The sequence below is a fragment of the Rhodoferax sp. SPJ21 genome (assembly GCF_058216335.1).
In genome coordinates, this window is sequence record NZ_JBYZMO010000003.1 from 41,771 (window position 1) to 56,377 (window position 14,607).

Annotated in this window: 16 protein-coding genes; 7 read left to right on the forward strand and 9 right to left on the reverse strand. The window is 63.1% G+C overall.

Going from position 1 to position 14,607, the window contains the following annotated elements:
• The first annotated feature begins 77 nt into the window (after nt 1-77).
• Nucleotides 78-746 carry a glutathione S-transferase gene (locus AC4BBN_RS15590; RefSeq protein WP_490592923.1) on the forward strand — a complete coding sequence of 223 codons (669 nt, stop codon included), beginning with the start codon at nt 78-80 and terminating at the stop codon, nt 744-746.
• Here AC4BBN_RS15590 and AC4BBN_RS15595 read toward each other — a convergent pair whose 3' ends face one another.
• The 8 genes from AC4BBN_RS15595 to AC4BBN_RS15630 all read right to left on the reverse strand — a co-directional run bounded on the left by AC4BBN_RS15595 (nt 747) and on the right by AC4BBN_RS15630 (nt 7,978).
• A complete protein-coding gene (locus AC4BBN_RS15595; protein WP_490592924.1) occupies nt 747-1,706 on the reverse strand; it encodes a Gfo/Idh/MocA family oxidoreductase in 960 nt (319 codons plus the stop codon).
• A complete protein-coding gene (locus AC4BBN_RS15600) occupies nt 1,707-2,561 on the reverse strand; it encodes a class III extradiol dioxygenase subunit beta (protein WP_490592925.1) in 855 nt (284 codons plus the stop codon).
• 1 nt (nt 2,562) lies between these two features.
• Nucleotides 2,563-3,006 carry a protocatechuate 4,5-dioxygenase subunit alpha gene (ligA, locus tag AC4BBN_RS15605; protein ID WP_490592926.1) on the reverse strand — a complete coding sequence of 148 codons (444 nt, stop codon included), beginning with the start codon at nt 3,004-3,006 and terminating at the stop codon, nt 2,563-2,565.
• 1 nt (nt 3,007) lies between these two features.
• Nucleotides 3,008-3,913, reverse strand: coding sequence for an amidohydrolase family protein (locus AC4BBN_RS15610; protein ID WP_490592927.1), 906 nt, complete (start codon nt 3,911-3,913; stop codon nt 3,008-3,010).
• Between the two features lie 78 nt (nt 3,914-3,991).
• Nucleotides 3,992-4,675, reverse strand: coding sequence for a 4-carboxy-4-hydroxy-2-oxoadipate aldolase/oxaloacetate decarboxylase (gene ligK, locus AC4BBN_RS15615; RefSeq protein WP_490593634.1), 684 nt, complete (start codon nt 4,673-4,675; stop codon nt 3,992-3,994).
• A gap of 165 nt (nt 4,676-4,840) precedes the next feature.
• Nucleotides 4,841-5,881: an amidohydrolase family protein gene (locus AC4BBN_RS15620; RefSeq protein WP_490592928.1), complete on the reverse strand. Its 1,041-nt coding sequence runs from the start codon at nt 5,879-5,881 to the stop codon at nt 4,841-4,843.
• Between the two features lie 35 nt (nt 5,882-5,916).
• A complete protein-coding gene (locus tag AC4BBN_RS15625) occupies nt 5,917-7,284 on the reverse strand; it encodes an MFS transporter (protein ID WP_490592929.1) in 1,368 nt (455 codons plus the stop codon).
• 34 nt (nt 7,285-7,318) lie between these two features.
• Nucleotides 7,319-7,978 (reverse strand): substrate-binding domain-containing protein, encoded by a 660-nt coding sequence (locus tag AC4BBN_RS15630; protein ID WP_490593635.1) that lies wholly within the window; start codon nt 7,976-7,978, stop codon nt 7,319-7,321.
• A 178-nt stretch (nt 7,979-8,156) separates the two neighbouring features.
• On the opposite strand from AC4BBN_RS15630, the gene AC4BBN_RS15635 reads away from it, so the two are divergent.
• From AC4BBN_RS15635 to AC4BBN_RS15660, 6 genes are all read left to right on the forward strand, one after another.
• Complete coding sequence (locus tag AC4BBN_RS15635; protein WP_490592930.1) at nt 8,157-9,068, forward strand: LysR substrate-binding domain-containing protein; 912 nt, start codon at nt 8,157-8,159, stop codon at nt 9,066-9,068.
• Nucleotides 9,069-9,177: 109 nt separating this feature from the next.
• Nucleotides 9,178-10,002, forward strand: coding sequence for a basic amino acid ABC transporter substrate-binding protein (locus AC4BBN_RS15640; protein ID WP_490592931.1), 825 nt, complete (start codon nt 9,178-9,180; stop codon nt 10,000-10,002).
• Nucleotides 10,003-10,030: 28 nt separating this feature from the next.
• Nucleotides 10,031-10,783 (forward strand): amino acid ABC transporter permease, encoded by a 753-nt coding sequence (locus AC4BBN_RS15645; protein WP_490592932.1) that lies wholly within the window; start codon nt 10,031-10,033, stop codon nt 10,781-10,783.
• 16 nt (nt 10,784-10,799) lie between these two features.
• A complete protein-coding gene (gene mmuM / locus AC4BBN_RS15650; protein WP_490592933.1) occupies nt 10,800-11,759 on the forward strand; it encodes a homocysteine S-methyltransferase in 960 nt (319 codons plus the stop codon).
• On the forward strand, nt 11,756-12,541 hold the full coding sequence (locus AC4BBN_RS15655) for a hypothetical protein (RefSeq protein WP_490592934.1): 786 nt from the start codon (nt 11,756-11,758) through the stop codon (nt 12,539-12,541). The genes mmuM and AC4BBN_RS15655 overlap by 4 nt, the downstream gene beginning before the upstream one ends.
• A gap of 82 nt (nt 12,542-12,623) precedes the next feature.
• Nucleotides 12,624-13,730 (forward strand): DUF3616 domain-containing protein, encoded by a 1,107-nt coding sequence (locus AC4BBN_RS15660; RefSeq protein WP_490592935.1) that lies wholly within the window; start codon nt 12,624-12,626, stop codon nt 13,728-13,730.
• On the opposite strand, the gene AC4BBN_RS15665 is transcribed toward AC4BBN_RS15660, so the two are convergent.
• Nucleotides 13,714-14,583: an amidohydrolase family protein gene (locus tag AC4BBN_RS15665; RefSeq protein WP_490592936.1), complete on the reverse strand. Its 870-nt coding sequence runs from the start codon at nt 14,581-14,583 to the stop codon at nt 13,714-13,716. The genes AC4BBN_RS15660 and AC4BBN_RS15665 overlap by 17 nt on opposite strands.
• Between the last annotated feature and the right edge of the window lie 24 nt (nt 14,584-14,607).

A 14,607-nucleotide genomic window follows, 5' to 3' on the forward strand; every position in this document is an offset into this window, starting at 1 on the left:
CATATCGTCACGAGGTAAAGAATTGCAAAATTGTGGGCGGATTATCGGTATTCGCTGTGACAACTACCCGGAAACTTATGCTGACCCTTCACCACCTGAACAACTCCCGTTCGCAGCGCGTGCTGTGGCTGCTGGAAGAGCTGGGCCTCGACTATCAGATCCAGCGCTACCAACGCGACGCCACGACCATGTTGGCACCGGCCAGCCTGCGCGCAGTGCACCCCCTGGGAAAATCACCGGTGCTGACCGACGGCGACATGGTGTTGGCCGAATCGGGCGCGATTGTGGAGGCCGTGATCGAACAGCATGGCCAGGGCCGGCTCGCCCCGGCGCTGGGCACATCGGAGAGGCTGCGCTACCGCTACTGGCTGCACTACGCCGAAGGCTCGGCCATGCCGCCCCTGTTGCTCAAGCTCATCTTCGACAAGATCGAGAACACCAAAATGCCGTTCTTCGTGAAGCCCATCGCCAAGGCCATCAGCGGGAACGTGAAAAAAAGCTTCATCCTGCCGCAGCTCAAAACCCACCTGGACTTCATGGAGGCGGAGCTGGGCAAAAGTCTGTGGTTTGCGGGCGACGAGTTCAGCGGAGCCGACATCCAGATGAGCTTCCCCATTGAGGCCGCGCAAGCCCGTGGTGGCCTAGACAGCAGCCGCCCCAATCTAATGGCCTACCTGGCCCGCATACGCGAACGGCCCGCCTACCAGCGTGCGCTGGAAAAAGGCGGGCCGTTCAAGCTCGGGTGATCAGGCCGCGTTCAGCTGTTGCTCCAGCTTGTGTAGCACCTGGTAGCACGGCAGCACCTTGGCCACGCTGCTGTTGGGTTCGCGGCCTTCGCGGATGGCAGCGAAGAACTCGCGGTCTTGCAGCTCAATGCCGTTCATGGACACGGCCACCTGGCTCACGTCGATCTTTTCATCCTTGCCGGTGAACAGATCGTCGTAACGGGCGATGTAGGTTGCGCTGTCACCGATGTAGCGGAAGAAGGTGCCCAGCGGGCCGTCGTTGTTGAAGCTCAGCGACAGCGTGCAGATCGCACCGTTGGCGGCCTTCAGCTGGATGGACATGTCCATCGCAATACCCAGCACCGGGTGGATCGGCCCCTGGATGGCGTTGGCCTGCACGATGGGACTGCCGCACTGGTAGGCAAACAAGTCCACCGTGTGGGCAGCGTGGTGCCACAACAAGTGGTCGGTCCAGCTACGCGCCTGGCCCAGCGCATTGGTGTTGGTGCGGCGGAAGAAATAGGTCTGCACATCCATTTGCTGGATGTTGAACTTGCCGGCTGCAATTTGCTGGTTGACGTACTGGTGGCTGGGGTTGAAGCGGCGGGTATGTCCCACCATGGCTACCAAGCCGGTCTTCTTTTGCAGGGCCACGACTTCTTCGGCACCTGCCAGGCTGTCAGCCAGAGGGATTTCCACCTGCACGTGCTTGCCCGCTTGCAGACACTGGATGGTCTGGGCGGCATGCATTTGCGTGGGCGTGCACAGAATCACGGCATCCAGCTCGGGCAAGGCCAGGCTTTCAGCCAGGTCGTCCGTCACGTGGGCTATGCCGTACTTGGCAGCGACTTCACGGGTTTTTTCCATATCGCGGCCGATGACCGAAATGGCCTCCACGCCGTCGATCAGCTTGATTGCGTCCAGATGCTTGGTACCGAATGCACCAGCGCCCGCCAGGGCGACTTTGAGAGTCTTAGTCATTTAGTTGTTCTCCAGAATCAGGTGGCCGACGGCCGTGTTGGATGCAGGCACATGGAAGAAGCGGTGCTTCAAGGTGGGCGCCGCACCGCCGGCCACATCGGCCATGGCGCCACGGGCAATCAGCCACATCACTAGCTCGATACCTTCTGAGCCGGCTTCGCGCACATAGTCGATGTGCGGCACGCTGGCCAGACCATCCGGATCGGCAATCAGGCGGTCCAGAAAGGCGTTGTCCCATTCCTTGTTGATCAGGCCGGCGCGTGCGCCCTGCAGTTGGTGGCTCATGCCACCCGTGCCCCAGATCTGCACTTTCAGCGGCTTGTCGAAGGATTCGATCGCCTTGCGGATCGCCTTACCCAGCTCGAAGCAGCGGCGGCCCGATGGCACGGGGTACTGCACCACGTTGACCGCGAACGGAATCACCGGGCAGGGCCATGCCTCGGGCTCTCCACACATCAGACTCAGGGGCACGGTCAAACCGTGGTCCACGTCCATCTTGTTGACGATGGTCAGGTCAAAGTCCTGCTGGATCACCGACTGCGCAATGTGCGCGGCCAGTTCGGGGTGGCCGATCACCTTGGGCACGGGGCGCGGGCCCCAGCCTTCATCGGCAGGCTGGTATTCCGCAGCGGTGCCGATGGCGAAGGTCGGGATCATGTCCAGGCTGAAAGCCGTGGCGTGGTCGTTGTAGACCAGAAAGATCACGTCGGGCGTGTTGTCCTTCATCCATTGCTTGGAATATTCATAGCCCTTGAACAAGGGTTGCCAGTAAGGCTCGGTCGTTTTCCCCAAATCGATGGCCGCGCCGATGGCGGGGACGTGCGAGGTGTAAACGCTGGCGGTAATTTTGGCCATATCAGTTGTTTCCTTTTTTGCCCGCAGAACCCTGCGGTTGGCGGTGCGCCTGGGCGTCGCCGTCTTCACCGACCACGCGGTTGCCCTGCACGGAGCGGCCACCGCCGACCATCATGTTGCGGTACTCTTCTTCGGTCATACCGGTCATGCTGCCGGCCATCTGCTGGAAGCTCTTGCCGTCCGTGGCGCCGATCTTGGCCAGGAAGTAGATGTTGCCGCCCAGGGAGATGCAGCGGTTCAGATCACGGGCCAGCACGGCCAGCTTCTGGTCCTCGGTCATGGCCCAGCCGTCCAGGTAAGCGCGCTCGTCGGCCTTGAACTTTTCACGGTTCTCGGCCTTCATCAGCGACATGCAGAACTGGTTCAAGTGGTAGCCCATGCGGCTCTGCTCGGCATCAAAAATGGTGGTGCCGGGCACATCCAGATAGGGTTTGTCTAAGGACATTTCAGCTCCAGTACAGACGGTTGGGGTTGTCCACCAGCAGCTTGCGCTGCAACTCGGCGGTGGGTGCAATCTGGGGGATGTAGTCCACCAGCAAGCCGTCATCAGGCATGTGGTCCTTCAAGTTCGGATGTGGCCAGTCGGTGCCCCACAGCACGCGGTCGGGGAAGGTTTCCACCAGGTGCTTGGCGAAAGGCACCACGTCCTGGTAAGCGTGTTGCTCGCCATTCAAGGCCTTGGGGCCGCTGACGCTCAGGCGCTCGGGGCAGCTGACCTTGCTCCAGATGTTGCTGTGCTCGCGCATCATCTTCACGAACAGGGCGAACTCGGGGCCGTCCACCGGCTTGGTGACGTCCGGGCGGCCCATATGGTCCACCACCACCGTGGTCGGCAGGCTGGTGAAGAAGTCGTAGTACTCGGGCAAATCGACTGCCTCGAAATAGATCACCACATGCCAGCCCAGCGGCGCGATGCGGGCAGCGATTTCACGCAGTACCTCGCGCGGCGTGGAGTCGGCCAGGCGCTTGACGAAGTTGAAGCGGGTGCCGCGCACACCAGCGGCATGCATCTCCTGCAATTCGGCATCCGTCACCAGTTCATTGACCGTGGCCACGCCCATGGCCTTGCCATTGGACGCCTTGAGCGCATCCACCAGGGCGCGGTTGTCGCTGCCGTGGCAGGTGGCCTGCACGATCACGTTCTTGTCGAAGCCCAGGTGGTCACGCAGGGCAAACAGCTGTTCCTTGGACGCATCGCAGGGCGTGTACTTGCGTTCGGGCGCGTAGGGGAACTTGTCACCGGGGCCAAATACATGGCAGTGCGCGTCTACCGCGCCAGCTGGCAGCTGAAAGCGTGGTTTGCTGGGGCCGGTGTACCAGTCCAGCCAGCCGGGGGTTTTGGTGAATTCCATATATATCCTTGTTTGCTATGCAATCAATAGCTGCTGGCGCAGGTATTACCTGCGCTACAGGCCTATTTGATGCTTGATTTAGTCGATATAGCGCAGGCCGGCTTTTTCCAAGGGCTCGCGCATCTTGTACATGTCCAGGCCCAGCACGCCAGCGGCCAGCTTGGCGCGCTTCTCGCCTTCGAAGCTCTCGCGGTGCTCGGCGGCGTCGGCCACCTGGGCAGCGATGGCAGCGGGCACGACCACCACGCCATCAACGTCAGCAATCACCACGTCGCCGGGGTTCACGATGGCGCCAGCACAGACGACCTGCACATTCACCGAACCCAGCGTGGCCTTGATGGTGCCCTTGGAGTTGATGGCCTTGCTGAACACCGGGAAGCCCATTTTTTCCAGGTCCGCCACATCGCGCACGCCGCCGTCGATGATCAGACCCTTGGCGCCGCGCGCCTGGAAGCTGGTGGCCAGCAGGTCGCCAAAAAAGCCGTCTTCGTTGTCGGTGGTGCAGGCGGCTACGGCCACGTCACCGGGCTGCAACTGCTCGGCAGCTACGTGCATCATCCAGTTGTCGCCGGGCTGCAGCAGCACGGTCACGGCGGTGCCGCAGATCTTGGCACCGTTGTAGATGGGGCGCATATAGGGCTTCATCAGGCCCACGCGGCCCATGGCTTCGTGGATGGTAGCCACGCCCAGCTTGGACAGGCGCTCTACCGCAGCCTTGTCGGCACGCACGATGTTGCGTTTGACGATGCCTAGGTTGTTCATATCCATATTTATCTCCAATCAATGTTGACGCTTGCCGTACAAGCGCATGCTTGTGAATAACACTTCCAGAAATACCGCAGAACCGGCTTTGCCGGGCTGCTGGTATTGCCCCCTGCAAGGGGGTTGGCGGCCACACGCAGTGGGCAAGCCTGGGGGTGTGCAAATTTATTGGTTTTTAGCTTTGAGGGCGGCGTCCAGGCGCGGGAACACCCGGCGGGCGTTGCCTTCGTAGATCTGGAAGCGGTCTTCGCTGCTTAGGATCTTGCTCGCTTCGATGTAGCGCTTGGTGTCGTCGTAGTAGTGGCCGGTTTGCGGGTCGATACCGCGCACCGCACCGATCATTTCGCTGGCGAACAGGACGTTCTTCACCGGGATCACGGTGTTCAGCAGGTCGATGCCGGGCTGGTGGTAGACGCAGGTGTCAAAGAAGATGTTGTTCAGCAGATGCTCTTCCAGCAGCGGCTTCTTCAGCTCTTGCGCCAGGCCACGGAAACGGCCCCAGTGGTAAGGCACGGCACCGCCGCCGTGCGGAATCAGGAAGCGCAGCGTGGGGAAGTCCTTGAACAGATCGCTAGTCAGGCACTGCATAAAGGCCGTGGTGTCGGCGTTCAGGTAGTGCGCGCCCGTGGTGTGGAAGCAGGCGTTGCAGCTGGTAGACACGTGGATCATGGCGGGGATGTCGTACTCCACCATCTTCTCGTAGATGGGGTACCAGTGCTTGTCGCTCAGAGGGGGCGAATTCCAGTGGCCGCCGCTGGGGTCAGGGTTCAGGTTGATGCCGACATTGCCGTATTCCTTGACGCACTTTTCCAGCTCGGGGATGCAAGTCGCCGGGTCCACGCCCGGGCTTTGCGGCAGCATGGCCGCAGGAATGAAGTTGTCGGGGAACAGCTGGCTGACGCGGTAGCAGAGCTCGTTGCAGATCGCCGCCCAGGTGCTGGACACATTGAAGTCGCCAATGTGGTGGGCCATGAAGCTGGCGCGCGGGCTGAAGATGGTCAGGTCACTGCCGCGCTCGCGCATCAGGCGCAGCTGGTTGGCTTCGATGGTCTCGATCAGCTCGTCGTCACTGATCTTCAGGTCGGACACTTTGGGCATCAGAGCCGGGTCTTTGATGCCAGCAATTTGCTGGTTGCGCCAGTTTTCCAGCGATTTAGGAGCCGTGGTGTAGTGGCCGTGGCAATCGATGATGAGAGGTTTTTTCATGTTATGTCGTCCTTAATTCAAATATCAAACCACGGCTAGTGCGCAGCCGCGTGGGTAGGCGCTTTGCCTGCAGGGTCTTCTGGGTGGGCCCACTGCTTGACCAGCAAGGCCACAGCCGCGATTACGCTGGGAATCGCCACCACCGTGAAGATGTCGGCAAAGCCCATCTGGCGGCTGGCCAGCGTGGCCACCAGGAACGAGCCAGCAATGCCGCCAAACCGGCCAATACCCAGCATCCACGCAACGCCAGTGGCGCGGCCACGGGTCGGGTAGAAGGCGGCCGCCAGGGCTGGCAAGGAAGATTGCGAAGTGTTCATGATGGCACCCGCCAGAAACACGATCAAGACCAGGGCGCCGACCTGCCCAACCATCTGACCGATAGCCCAGATCGCCACCGCCGTCAGGCCGTAGCCCACGGCAATGATGCGGTTGGCGTTGAAGCGGTCCATCAGCCAGCCAAAGTACACCGCGCCCACGCCCCCCAGAGGGAACAGCGCAGAGATCAGGGTGGCGGTCTTAGGGTCAATACCCGCGTCCTTGAACAGCACCGGCATCCAGTTGATCAGCGCATAAAAGATCACCAAGCCCATGAAGTACGCCAGCCACAGCATGAAGGTACCCAGACGGTAGGCTGGCGACAGCACCACGCCCAGGCCACTCTTTGCGTCAGACGCCGGGGCGCTTTCGGTCAGCACAAAGCGGCTGGCAAGCTCCACCTTGGCAGCACCGGCGATGCGTGCCAGCACCGCGCGCACGCGCTCCACGGGCTGGGCCTGGGCCACCATATAGCGCACTGATTCCGGCAGAAATAGCACCAGCAGAATCACCAGTACCAGGGGCGTAATGCCGCCCAGCACCAGCACACTGCGCCAGCCAAAATTCGGGATCATCCAGGCCGCCAGAAAACCGCCAAACGCCGCGCCCAGCGGAAAGCCGCAGAACATCGCATTGGTCAGGGTGGCACGGCGCTGGTCCGGGCAAAATTCACTCATCAGCGTCACGGCGTTCGGCATGGCGGCGCCCAGGCCTACACCTGTCAAAAAGCGCAGCACGCTCAGCTCAGTCAGGTCGCGCGCAAAAGACGAGGCCAGGCAGGCCACGCCAAACACCAGCACCGAGCCCACCAGCACGCGCTTGCGACCCAGGCGGTCGGCCAGTGGACCGGCCGACAAAGCACCAGCGGCCAGGCCGAACAAGGCGGCGCTTAACACGGGGGCCAGGGCGGCCTTGCTGGCACCCCACTCCTTGATCAGCGATGGCGCTATAAAACCAATAGCAGCGGTATCAAAGCCGTCAAGCAGCACGATGAAAAAGCACAGCGCAAAAATAAGCCACTGAAATGGCGAAAAGGGATGCTCGTTGAGCAATGTCTGTACGTTGACGGGCCGGGCCGATGCAGTCATGGATGTCTCTAGTTATTAAAAAATCATCTGAAGCTCAGGCGGGTTCCATGCCTTGGCGGCGCTTGGCCTCGTCGGCTTGCGGGGAAGACATAAAGGCCAGCAGATCACGCACAGCCTGCGCATGGGACGAGCCGGTGCACACGCCGGCAGAAAAGGTGGTCGTAATCTGTATCGCTGGCGGCAGCGGGCCGACTACGGTGATGCCATCCAGATTGATCAGCTCGCTGAGTTGTTGAAAACCCAGCTCCACCTCGCCGCCTGCCACCAGAGCACCCACGGGCACACCGGGTGGCGCCTGGACGATACGGTCGGCAATGGCTGCGGCAATGCCCCAGCGTTCAAATAGTTTGACCAGGGCTACGCCGCTGGGTCCAGTCGAATAGCTTATGCTCCGCGCGGCCAACACGGCGGTGCGCACCGAGTCTTCACTGGAGATATCGGGCTGGTTTGCACCCGCCCGCACGGCTACAGCCACACCGGAGTGCACCAGATTCACCTTGCTCTGTGCATCAATGTGACCGGCGGCGATCAGCTTGTCGATGGCGTCGGACGCCAGAAACACCGCGTCAAACGCCTCGCCGGCCTGTACCCGCTTGGCGGCATCAACTCCGCCTACGGACTCGATGGCGATGCGTACGTCCGACTGCTGGGCATACAGGGCCAGCAAGTCCGCCAGTACCTGGCGGGTGGCCATGGAGGAGATGCCGCGCAGCGCCGGCACTGGGAAATCGATGGAAGCGATGGGCTTGGTCTGGCTTTGCATGCCGGGCATTCTGTACCCGTACCAAGCCTTTGATAAGACAGGCCGTCCACTATCAGTTATCTCAAAACGGCATAATAGAAGATCAGCTATACACAGAAGTAGCAGCGACATGGACTTAAAACAGATCGAATACTTTGTGCGCGTGGCCGAGCTGGGTAGCTTTACCCGTGCCTCGACCGCGCTGAGCATTGCCCAGCCCGCACTCAGCCGGCAGATACGTCTGCTGGAGGTGGAGCTGCGCCAGACGCTGCTGGTGCGCAATGGGCGCGGCGCGGCGCCCACCGAGGCTGGCAAGCTGCTGCTGGAGCATGGGCGCGGCATCCTGCACCAGGTGCAGCGTGCCCGGGAAGAGTTGGGCCGGGTACGCGGCTCGCTGGCTGGGCGCGTGGCGATCGGCCTGCCCAGCAGCCTGGCCCGCATGGTGACCGTACCCCTGACCCGGGCCTTCCGCCAGCAAATGCCGGACGCAGCCCTGTCCATACGCGAAGGCTTGTCGGTCGCCATGCACGAGTCGCTGTTGGCCGGCCGGCTGGACATTGCCGTCCTCTATAACGCCCAGTCCAGCGCCGACGTCGATATCAGCCCGCTGATGGAAGAAGAGCTGCTGCTGGTGCAGGCCCGCCCGCCCGGCCTACCCGAAGACCCACCGCCCACCGCCATCACGCTGCGCGAGGTGGCCGCCCTGCCCCTGGTCATCCCTAGCCGGCCGAATGCCATTCGCATGCATGTGGAGGCAGAAATGGCGAATATCGACTGCCGTCCGCAGGTGGTGCTGGAAATCGACGGCGTGGCCGCCATCTTGGACCTGGTGGCCGATGGCGTGGGCTGCGCCGTGCTGTCGCGCAACGCGGTGGCCAGCTCCATCCGCCCCTCGGCCTTTACCGTCCGCAGCATCCAGCAGCCGGCCCTGCGCACCAAGCTGGCCCTGGCCACCAGCTCGCTGCGCCCTTCCACGCTGACGCAGCAGGCCGCGCTAGAGCTACTGCGGCGCACCGTGGAACAGGTCAACGCGCAGCATTGAGCGTCTCGGGCATATGCATGTGCCAGGCGAGCCTGGCAACCCACGCATAATCCAGCCCTTGTCTAAAACCCAAGTCCGCCCAGCGTGCGGCCCTTATTTCCTTTATTCCATGTCCTACAAGCGCCAATTCCTCCAAACCGTCGCAGCCCTGTCCGTGGGCCTGTTTCTCAGCGCTTGTCAAAAGTCGACCCCGGCGCCCGAAGCAGCGGCACCGGCCGCGCCCGCTGCCAGCAGCCCGGCACCTGCAGCCCGCGTGCTGACCGTAGGCACCGACCCCACCTACGCGCCGTTTGAATTCCAGAACGAAAAAGGCGACATCGTCGGCTTCGACATGGATGTGACCACCGCCGCTGCCAAGAAGGCCGGCCTGGAAGTCAAGTTCGTCAGCACGCCGTGGGAAGGCGCTTTCAACGCCCTGGCGCAAGGCGACCGCGATGTGCTGGTATCGGCCATCACCATCACCGACGAGCGCAAGCAAACCATGGACTTCTCTGAGCCCTACTTCGAAGCCAGCCAGCTGATTGCCGTGAACGAGTCCTCCAAGATCACCAAGCTGGACGACCTGAAGAAGAGCAAGATCGGCGTGCAGACCTCCACCACAGGCGAGGAAGTCGTGGTCAAGCTGCTGGGCAAGACCAGCCCCAACATCAAGCGTTTTGAATCTACCCCCCTGGCCCTGGCCGAACTGGCGGCTGGCGGCGTGGACGCCGTAGTGGCCGACAACGGCGTGGTCATCCACTACCTGGCCAACAACCCCAACGCCAAGTTCAAGTCGGTCAGCGACGCCAGCTTCGCGCCCGAGTTCTATGGTCTGGCCTTCAAGAAGGGCAACACCGAACTGGCAAGCCAGTTCAACAAGGGCCTGGCCGACATCAAGGCCGACGGCAGCTACCAGAAGATTTACGAGCAGTACTTCAAGTCTGCCGCCAAGTAAGCGGGCCCAAATAGACAAGGAGCGCGCAGTGCAGTTTCGCTGGGAAATTCTGGCCGGCTACGGCCCCCTGTTCGCAGAAGGCCTGTGGATGACGGTGCAACTCACCGTACTGGCCACGGCGGCTGGCATGCTGCTGGGGGCGGCGGTGGGTCTGGTCAACACCAACAGCCTGCTGCCGGCCAGCCCACCCTGGCCGCTGGCCTGGTGCCTGAAACTGCTGCGCGGGTTGACCACCGCCTACGTCACCTTCTTTCGCGGTACGCCGCTGTTCGTGCAGATTCTGCTGGTGCACTTTGCGCTGATGCCGGTGCTGGTGCACCCGGATGGCGGCTGGCTGCTCAGCGGCGATGCGGCGCGTGAGTTCCGGCAAAACCACGGCGCATTTTTGTCGGGTGCCCTGGCGCTGACGCTGAATGCCGGGGCCTATATTTCGGAAATCTTCCGCGCCGGCATCCAGAGCATCCACACTGGCCAGACCGCAGCCGCGCAAAGCCTGGGCATGACGCCCTGGCAGAGCATGCGCTACATCGTCATGCCCCAGGCCTTCCGGCGCATGGTGCCCGCGCTGGTGAATGAAAGTGTGGCCCTGATCAAGGACACCTCGCTGGTGTCCGCCATCGGCCTGCTGGAGTTGGCCATGGCCGCCCGCACTGTGGCCGGTGCCTATTCCCGCTACTGGGAACCCTATCTGGCCATTTCGGCCATGTACCTGGTACTGACCTGGACCCTGTCCAAACTGGCCAAGAAACTTGAAGTGCCCGAGCATGCGCGCGGGCGCTGAACATTCGCAGACCACCATGCAAACCTCTCCTCTTGACGACTTCTTTGCCCGGCGTGCGCTGGTCATACTCGACGGCGCGCTGGCCACCGAACTGGAGCGCCGTGGCGCCGACCTGAACGACCCGCTGTGGTCCGCCAAGCTGCTGATCGAAAAGCCCGAGCTGATACGCCAGGTGCACCTGGACTACTTTGTGTCCGGTGCCGACGTGGCTACCACCTCCAGCTACCAAGCCACGTTTGAAGCGTTTGCCAAGCGCGGCTTTGACGCGGCGGCCTCAGCCCAGCTGATGCGCGACTCGGTACGCCTGGCCGTGGAAGCGCGTGACGCCTTCTGGGCCGAGCCCGCAAACCGCGTGGGCCGCATAAAGCCGCTGATTGCCGCCTCTGTCGGCCCCTATGGCGCCATGCTGGCCGATGGCTCCGAATACCGCGGCCACTACGGCCTGAGCGAAGAGCAACTGATGGACTTCCACCGCCCGCGCCTGCAGGTGCTTGTGGACTCGGGCGCCGACCTGCTGGCCTGCGAAACCATTCCCTGCCTGGCCGAAGCCCGCGCCATTGCCCGACTGTTGCCCGAATTCCCGGGTGCGGCAGCCTGGATCAGCTTCTCCTGCCGCGACGGCCTGCACACCAGCGAAGGCGAGCTGCTGGGCGACTGCGTGGCTGCGCTGGAAGGCTTTGACCAGGTGGTCGCCGTGGGTGTGAACTGCACCGCCCCCGAGCACATTGCCTCGCTGGTGGACCAGATGCATGCCCGCACCCGCAAGCCCATCCTGGTGTACCCCAACTCTGGCGAGCACTACGACGCTGCCCACAAGCAGTGGCACGGCAACCCCAGCGCCTCACACTTCGCCGAGCAGGCGCGGGGCTGGCATGCGCGGGGCGCACGCTTGATTGGTGGCTGCTGCCGCACCACGCCGGACGACATCGCAGCCGTGCAACACTGGGCCGACACGGCCTTGCCCACCACCCTGTGAACCGGCTAGCCAAACACATGCTGGCCGCAGCGCTCACATGCGCGGCGGCCGGGGCCCAGGCCGCTGACTTCGAGCAGGTCCAGCGTATCAAGACAGAGAAAGCCATCCCCCGCTGGCGCGAAGCCGCTGCCCAGGCCCGCGCCCAGCGCGACGATCCACCTAACGCCGCGACCCAGGCCATCTGGCAGGGGTTGGATCAGCAGACCGATGCCGCCACTGGCAAAGCACCCTTGCCGCAGATCATGGGCGCACCCGACACCCGTAATCCTCGCCAATTGCTGGCACATTCCATCTGGCTGCGCTGGCGCATCCTGTCTGAAAACGCAGACGCCCGCTATTCATTTGCCTACGCGTACAAGCTCAGCCATATGCGCGACAAGGATGGCGACTTTGGCCAGGAAGCGGTGATATTCTTCCTGCATGCCAAGCTGGCGTTGACGCTGGACGGCAACCGCTGCACCGACCGCAGCAAGGTCGAGCACCTGATGGACTGGTACCCCGCCCAGGCCTATCTGCAACCCCTGCTGGCCAAGATCGACAGCATGAGCCCGCAAGACAAATCCATCGCCATGATGGAGGCCATCTCCCTGGAAGAAATGCGTGGTGAGCGCCCGCCCATGCGCTGGCTATGCCCCAGTGCCAACCCGTCAGAAACGCCAGGCGCCGATGCAGACGTAGACTTGCTGGGCACCCAGCCCCGCTTCGTGCGTGATGCGCGCTGGCGCAAATACCGCAGCGATCTGCTGGAACAGCTAACCCGCGTGGCAGCACGCGACCTCTGAAATTTATAAGATTTATGGCTGCAGCGCATATAAAACCTACGCAAGCAGCTCTTAATTCAATAGCAAACCAGGAGCCTAAGCCATGCGCAAGTCCCCTCTCCTGCTGGCCTGCACGGCCATGGCTGTGGCCCTATCGAGCGCAGTGGCCCAGACGGCGCCGCAGATCACACCCCGTATCGCACCCAGCAGCCCTGTCTGGAGCAGCGACCCGGCTTTTGCATTTGACCTGCCCAAGAAGAAGGCAGTTAAAACCCGCCAGTCCCTCAGCGGCATCGCCTGCAGCCTGAATGCCGCACAGGAACGTGTGTGCCTGATGGCGTTTGACGAAGGCGAGCAGGCACGCTTTGCCAAACTGGGCAGCAACAGCCTGCAGCCCCTGCCCGAATCCGTGGTGCTGCGCAGCGGCGATGGCGAGCTGGACGCCGAAGGCGCCGCCACCGATGGCCAGTACTTCTACGTCACAGGCTCGCACTCGGCCAAGCGCTCCAGCTGCAAAAGCAACCCCGACAGCCGCCACGTGCTGCGCTTCCAACGCGACCCCGCCACCGGCCTGACCCTGCGCACCGCCGATGGAGCGCTGGCTGGCTATGCCGACAGCGGCCGCCTGTGGGACATTCTGCAGGCCCAGCCAGCCCTGGCACCCCATGTAGGCGAACGCAAATGCCTGGGTGCCGAGCCGCCGCCCGATGCGCCCGCGCTGCAAGGCCAGCGCGGCATCAACATCGAAGGCCTGGCGGTGCGCGCCGGGCGTTTGTATTTCGGCTTTCGCGGGCCGGCCCAGGACGGCCAGGCGGGCGTATTGGCCGTCGATGCGCAGGCGCTGTTCCAGGGCGGCGACAGCCACCCTGCGCTCACACAGCTGGTGCTGGGCAGCGGCCGGGGCGTACGCGACATGCTGGCCGTCAGCGACGGATTTCTGGTCTTGGCCGGCCCGGACGACGACCCCAGCCACCAAAACAGCGTGGACTGGACCGTCTCCTGGTGGGATGGCCAGTCCAGCAAAAGCCCAGTGACGCCCCGTGTCCTGGCCACACTGGACCTGCACCCCGTCAAGCTGCGCAGCTGTGACAAGGAGCTCAAGCCCGAAGCCATCACCCTGCTGGCCGAGACACCGCAGGCCTACCAGCTGCTGATACTGTCCGACGGCATGTGCGATGGCGGGGCGCTGACGTTTAGCGTGCCGCGCTAGCTTTGGATTGGGCCGGGCTGAGCCGGTAGAAGCGCTCTGCCGTGCCCGCCCACACCGCCTGCGCCGAGGCAGGGTCCAGCCGCTGTAGCAGCTGCTCGCTGCAGGCCACCCAGGCCGGGTAGTCTGCGGCCAGGTTCAGCACCGGCCAGTCGCTGCCCCACATCAGCCGCTGCGGGCCAAACAGCTCCAGCACCGTATCGACATAGGGGCTGAGCATGTCGGGCTGCCAGCCGGTGCCCGCCTCTGTCACCAGGCCGGACAACTTGCAGCAGACCTGGGGCAACTGCGCCAGCGCCGCCATGCCGTCGCGCCATTGCGCAAACTCCGCATGGCCCGGCCCGCGCAACACCACCGGCTTGGCGCAGTGGTCCATCACGATGGGTAGCGCCGGGTAGCGTTGGGCAAAACGCAGCAAATAGGGCAAATGTGCGGTCTTGACCAGCGCATCCAGCGACAGGCCCAGGCGCAACATGGCTTGCACCGCAGCGTCTATGGGCGCGCTGGCGATCCAGTCGGCGTCCGGCAGGTCCTGCAGCATGGGCCGCACGCCCTTGAATATGGAGTTGGCGGCCAGGCGCTCCAGCTCGACTGGGGCACTGGCGGCCTCCATATCCACCCAGCCCACCACGCCCTGCACAAAGTGGTGCTGCGCGGCCAGGGCCAGCATGTAGTCGGTCTCGGCCACCGTGGGCGCAGCCTGGACCAGCACGGTGCGCGACACCTGCTGCTGGGACAACAAGGGCTGCAAATCGGCCGGCTGGAAGTCGCGGTAAATGGGGCCCAGTGCAGGGGTCAGCCAGCCGTAGTCGGGCCGCGCCAGGGTCCAGAAATGCTGGTGCGCGTCGATTCTCATGCGGCGGCTCCAGACAGAAGCGCA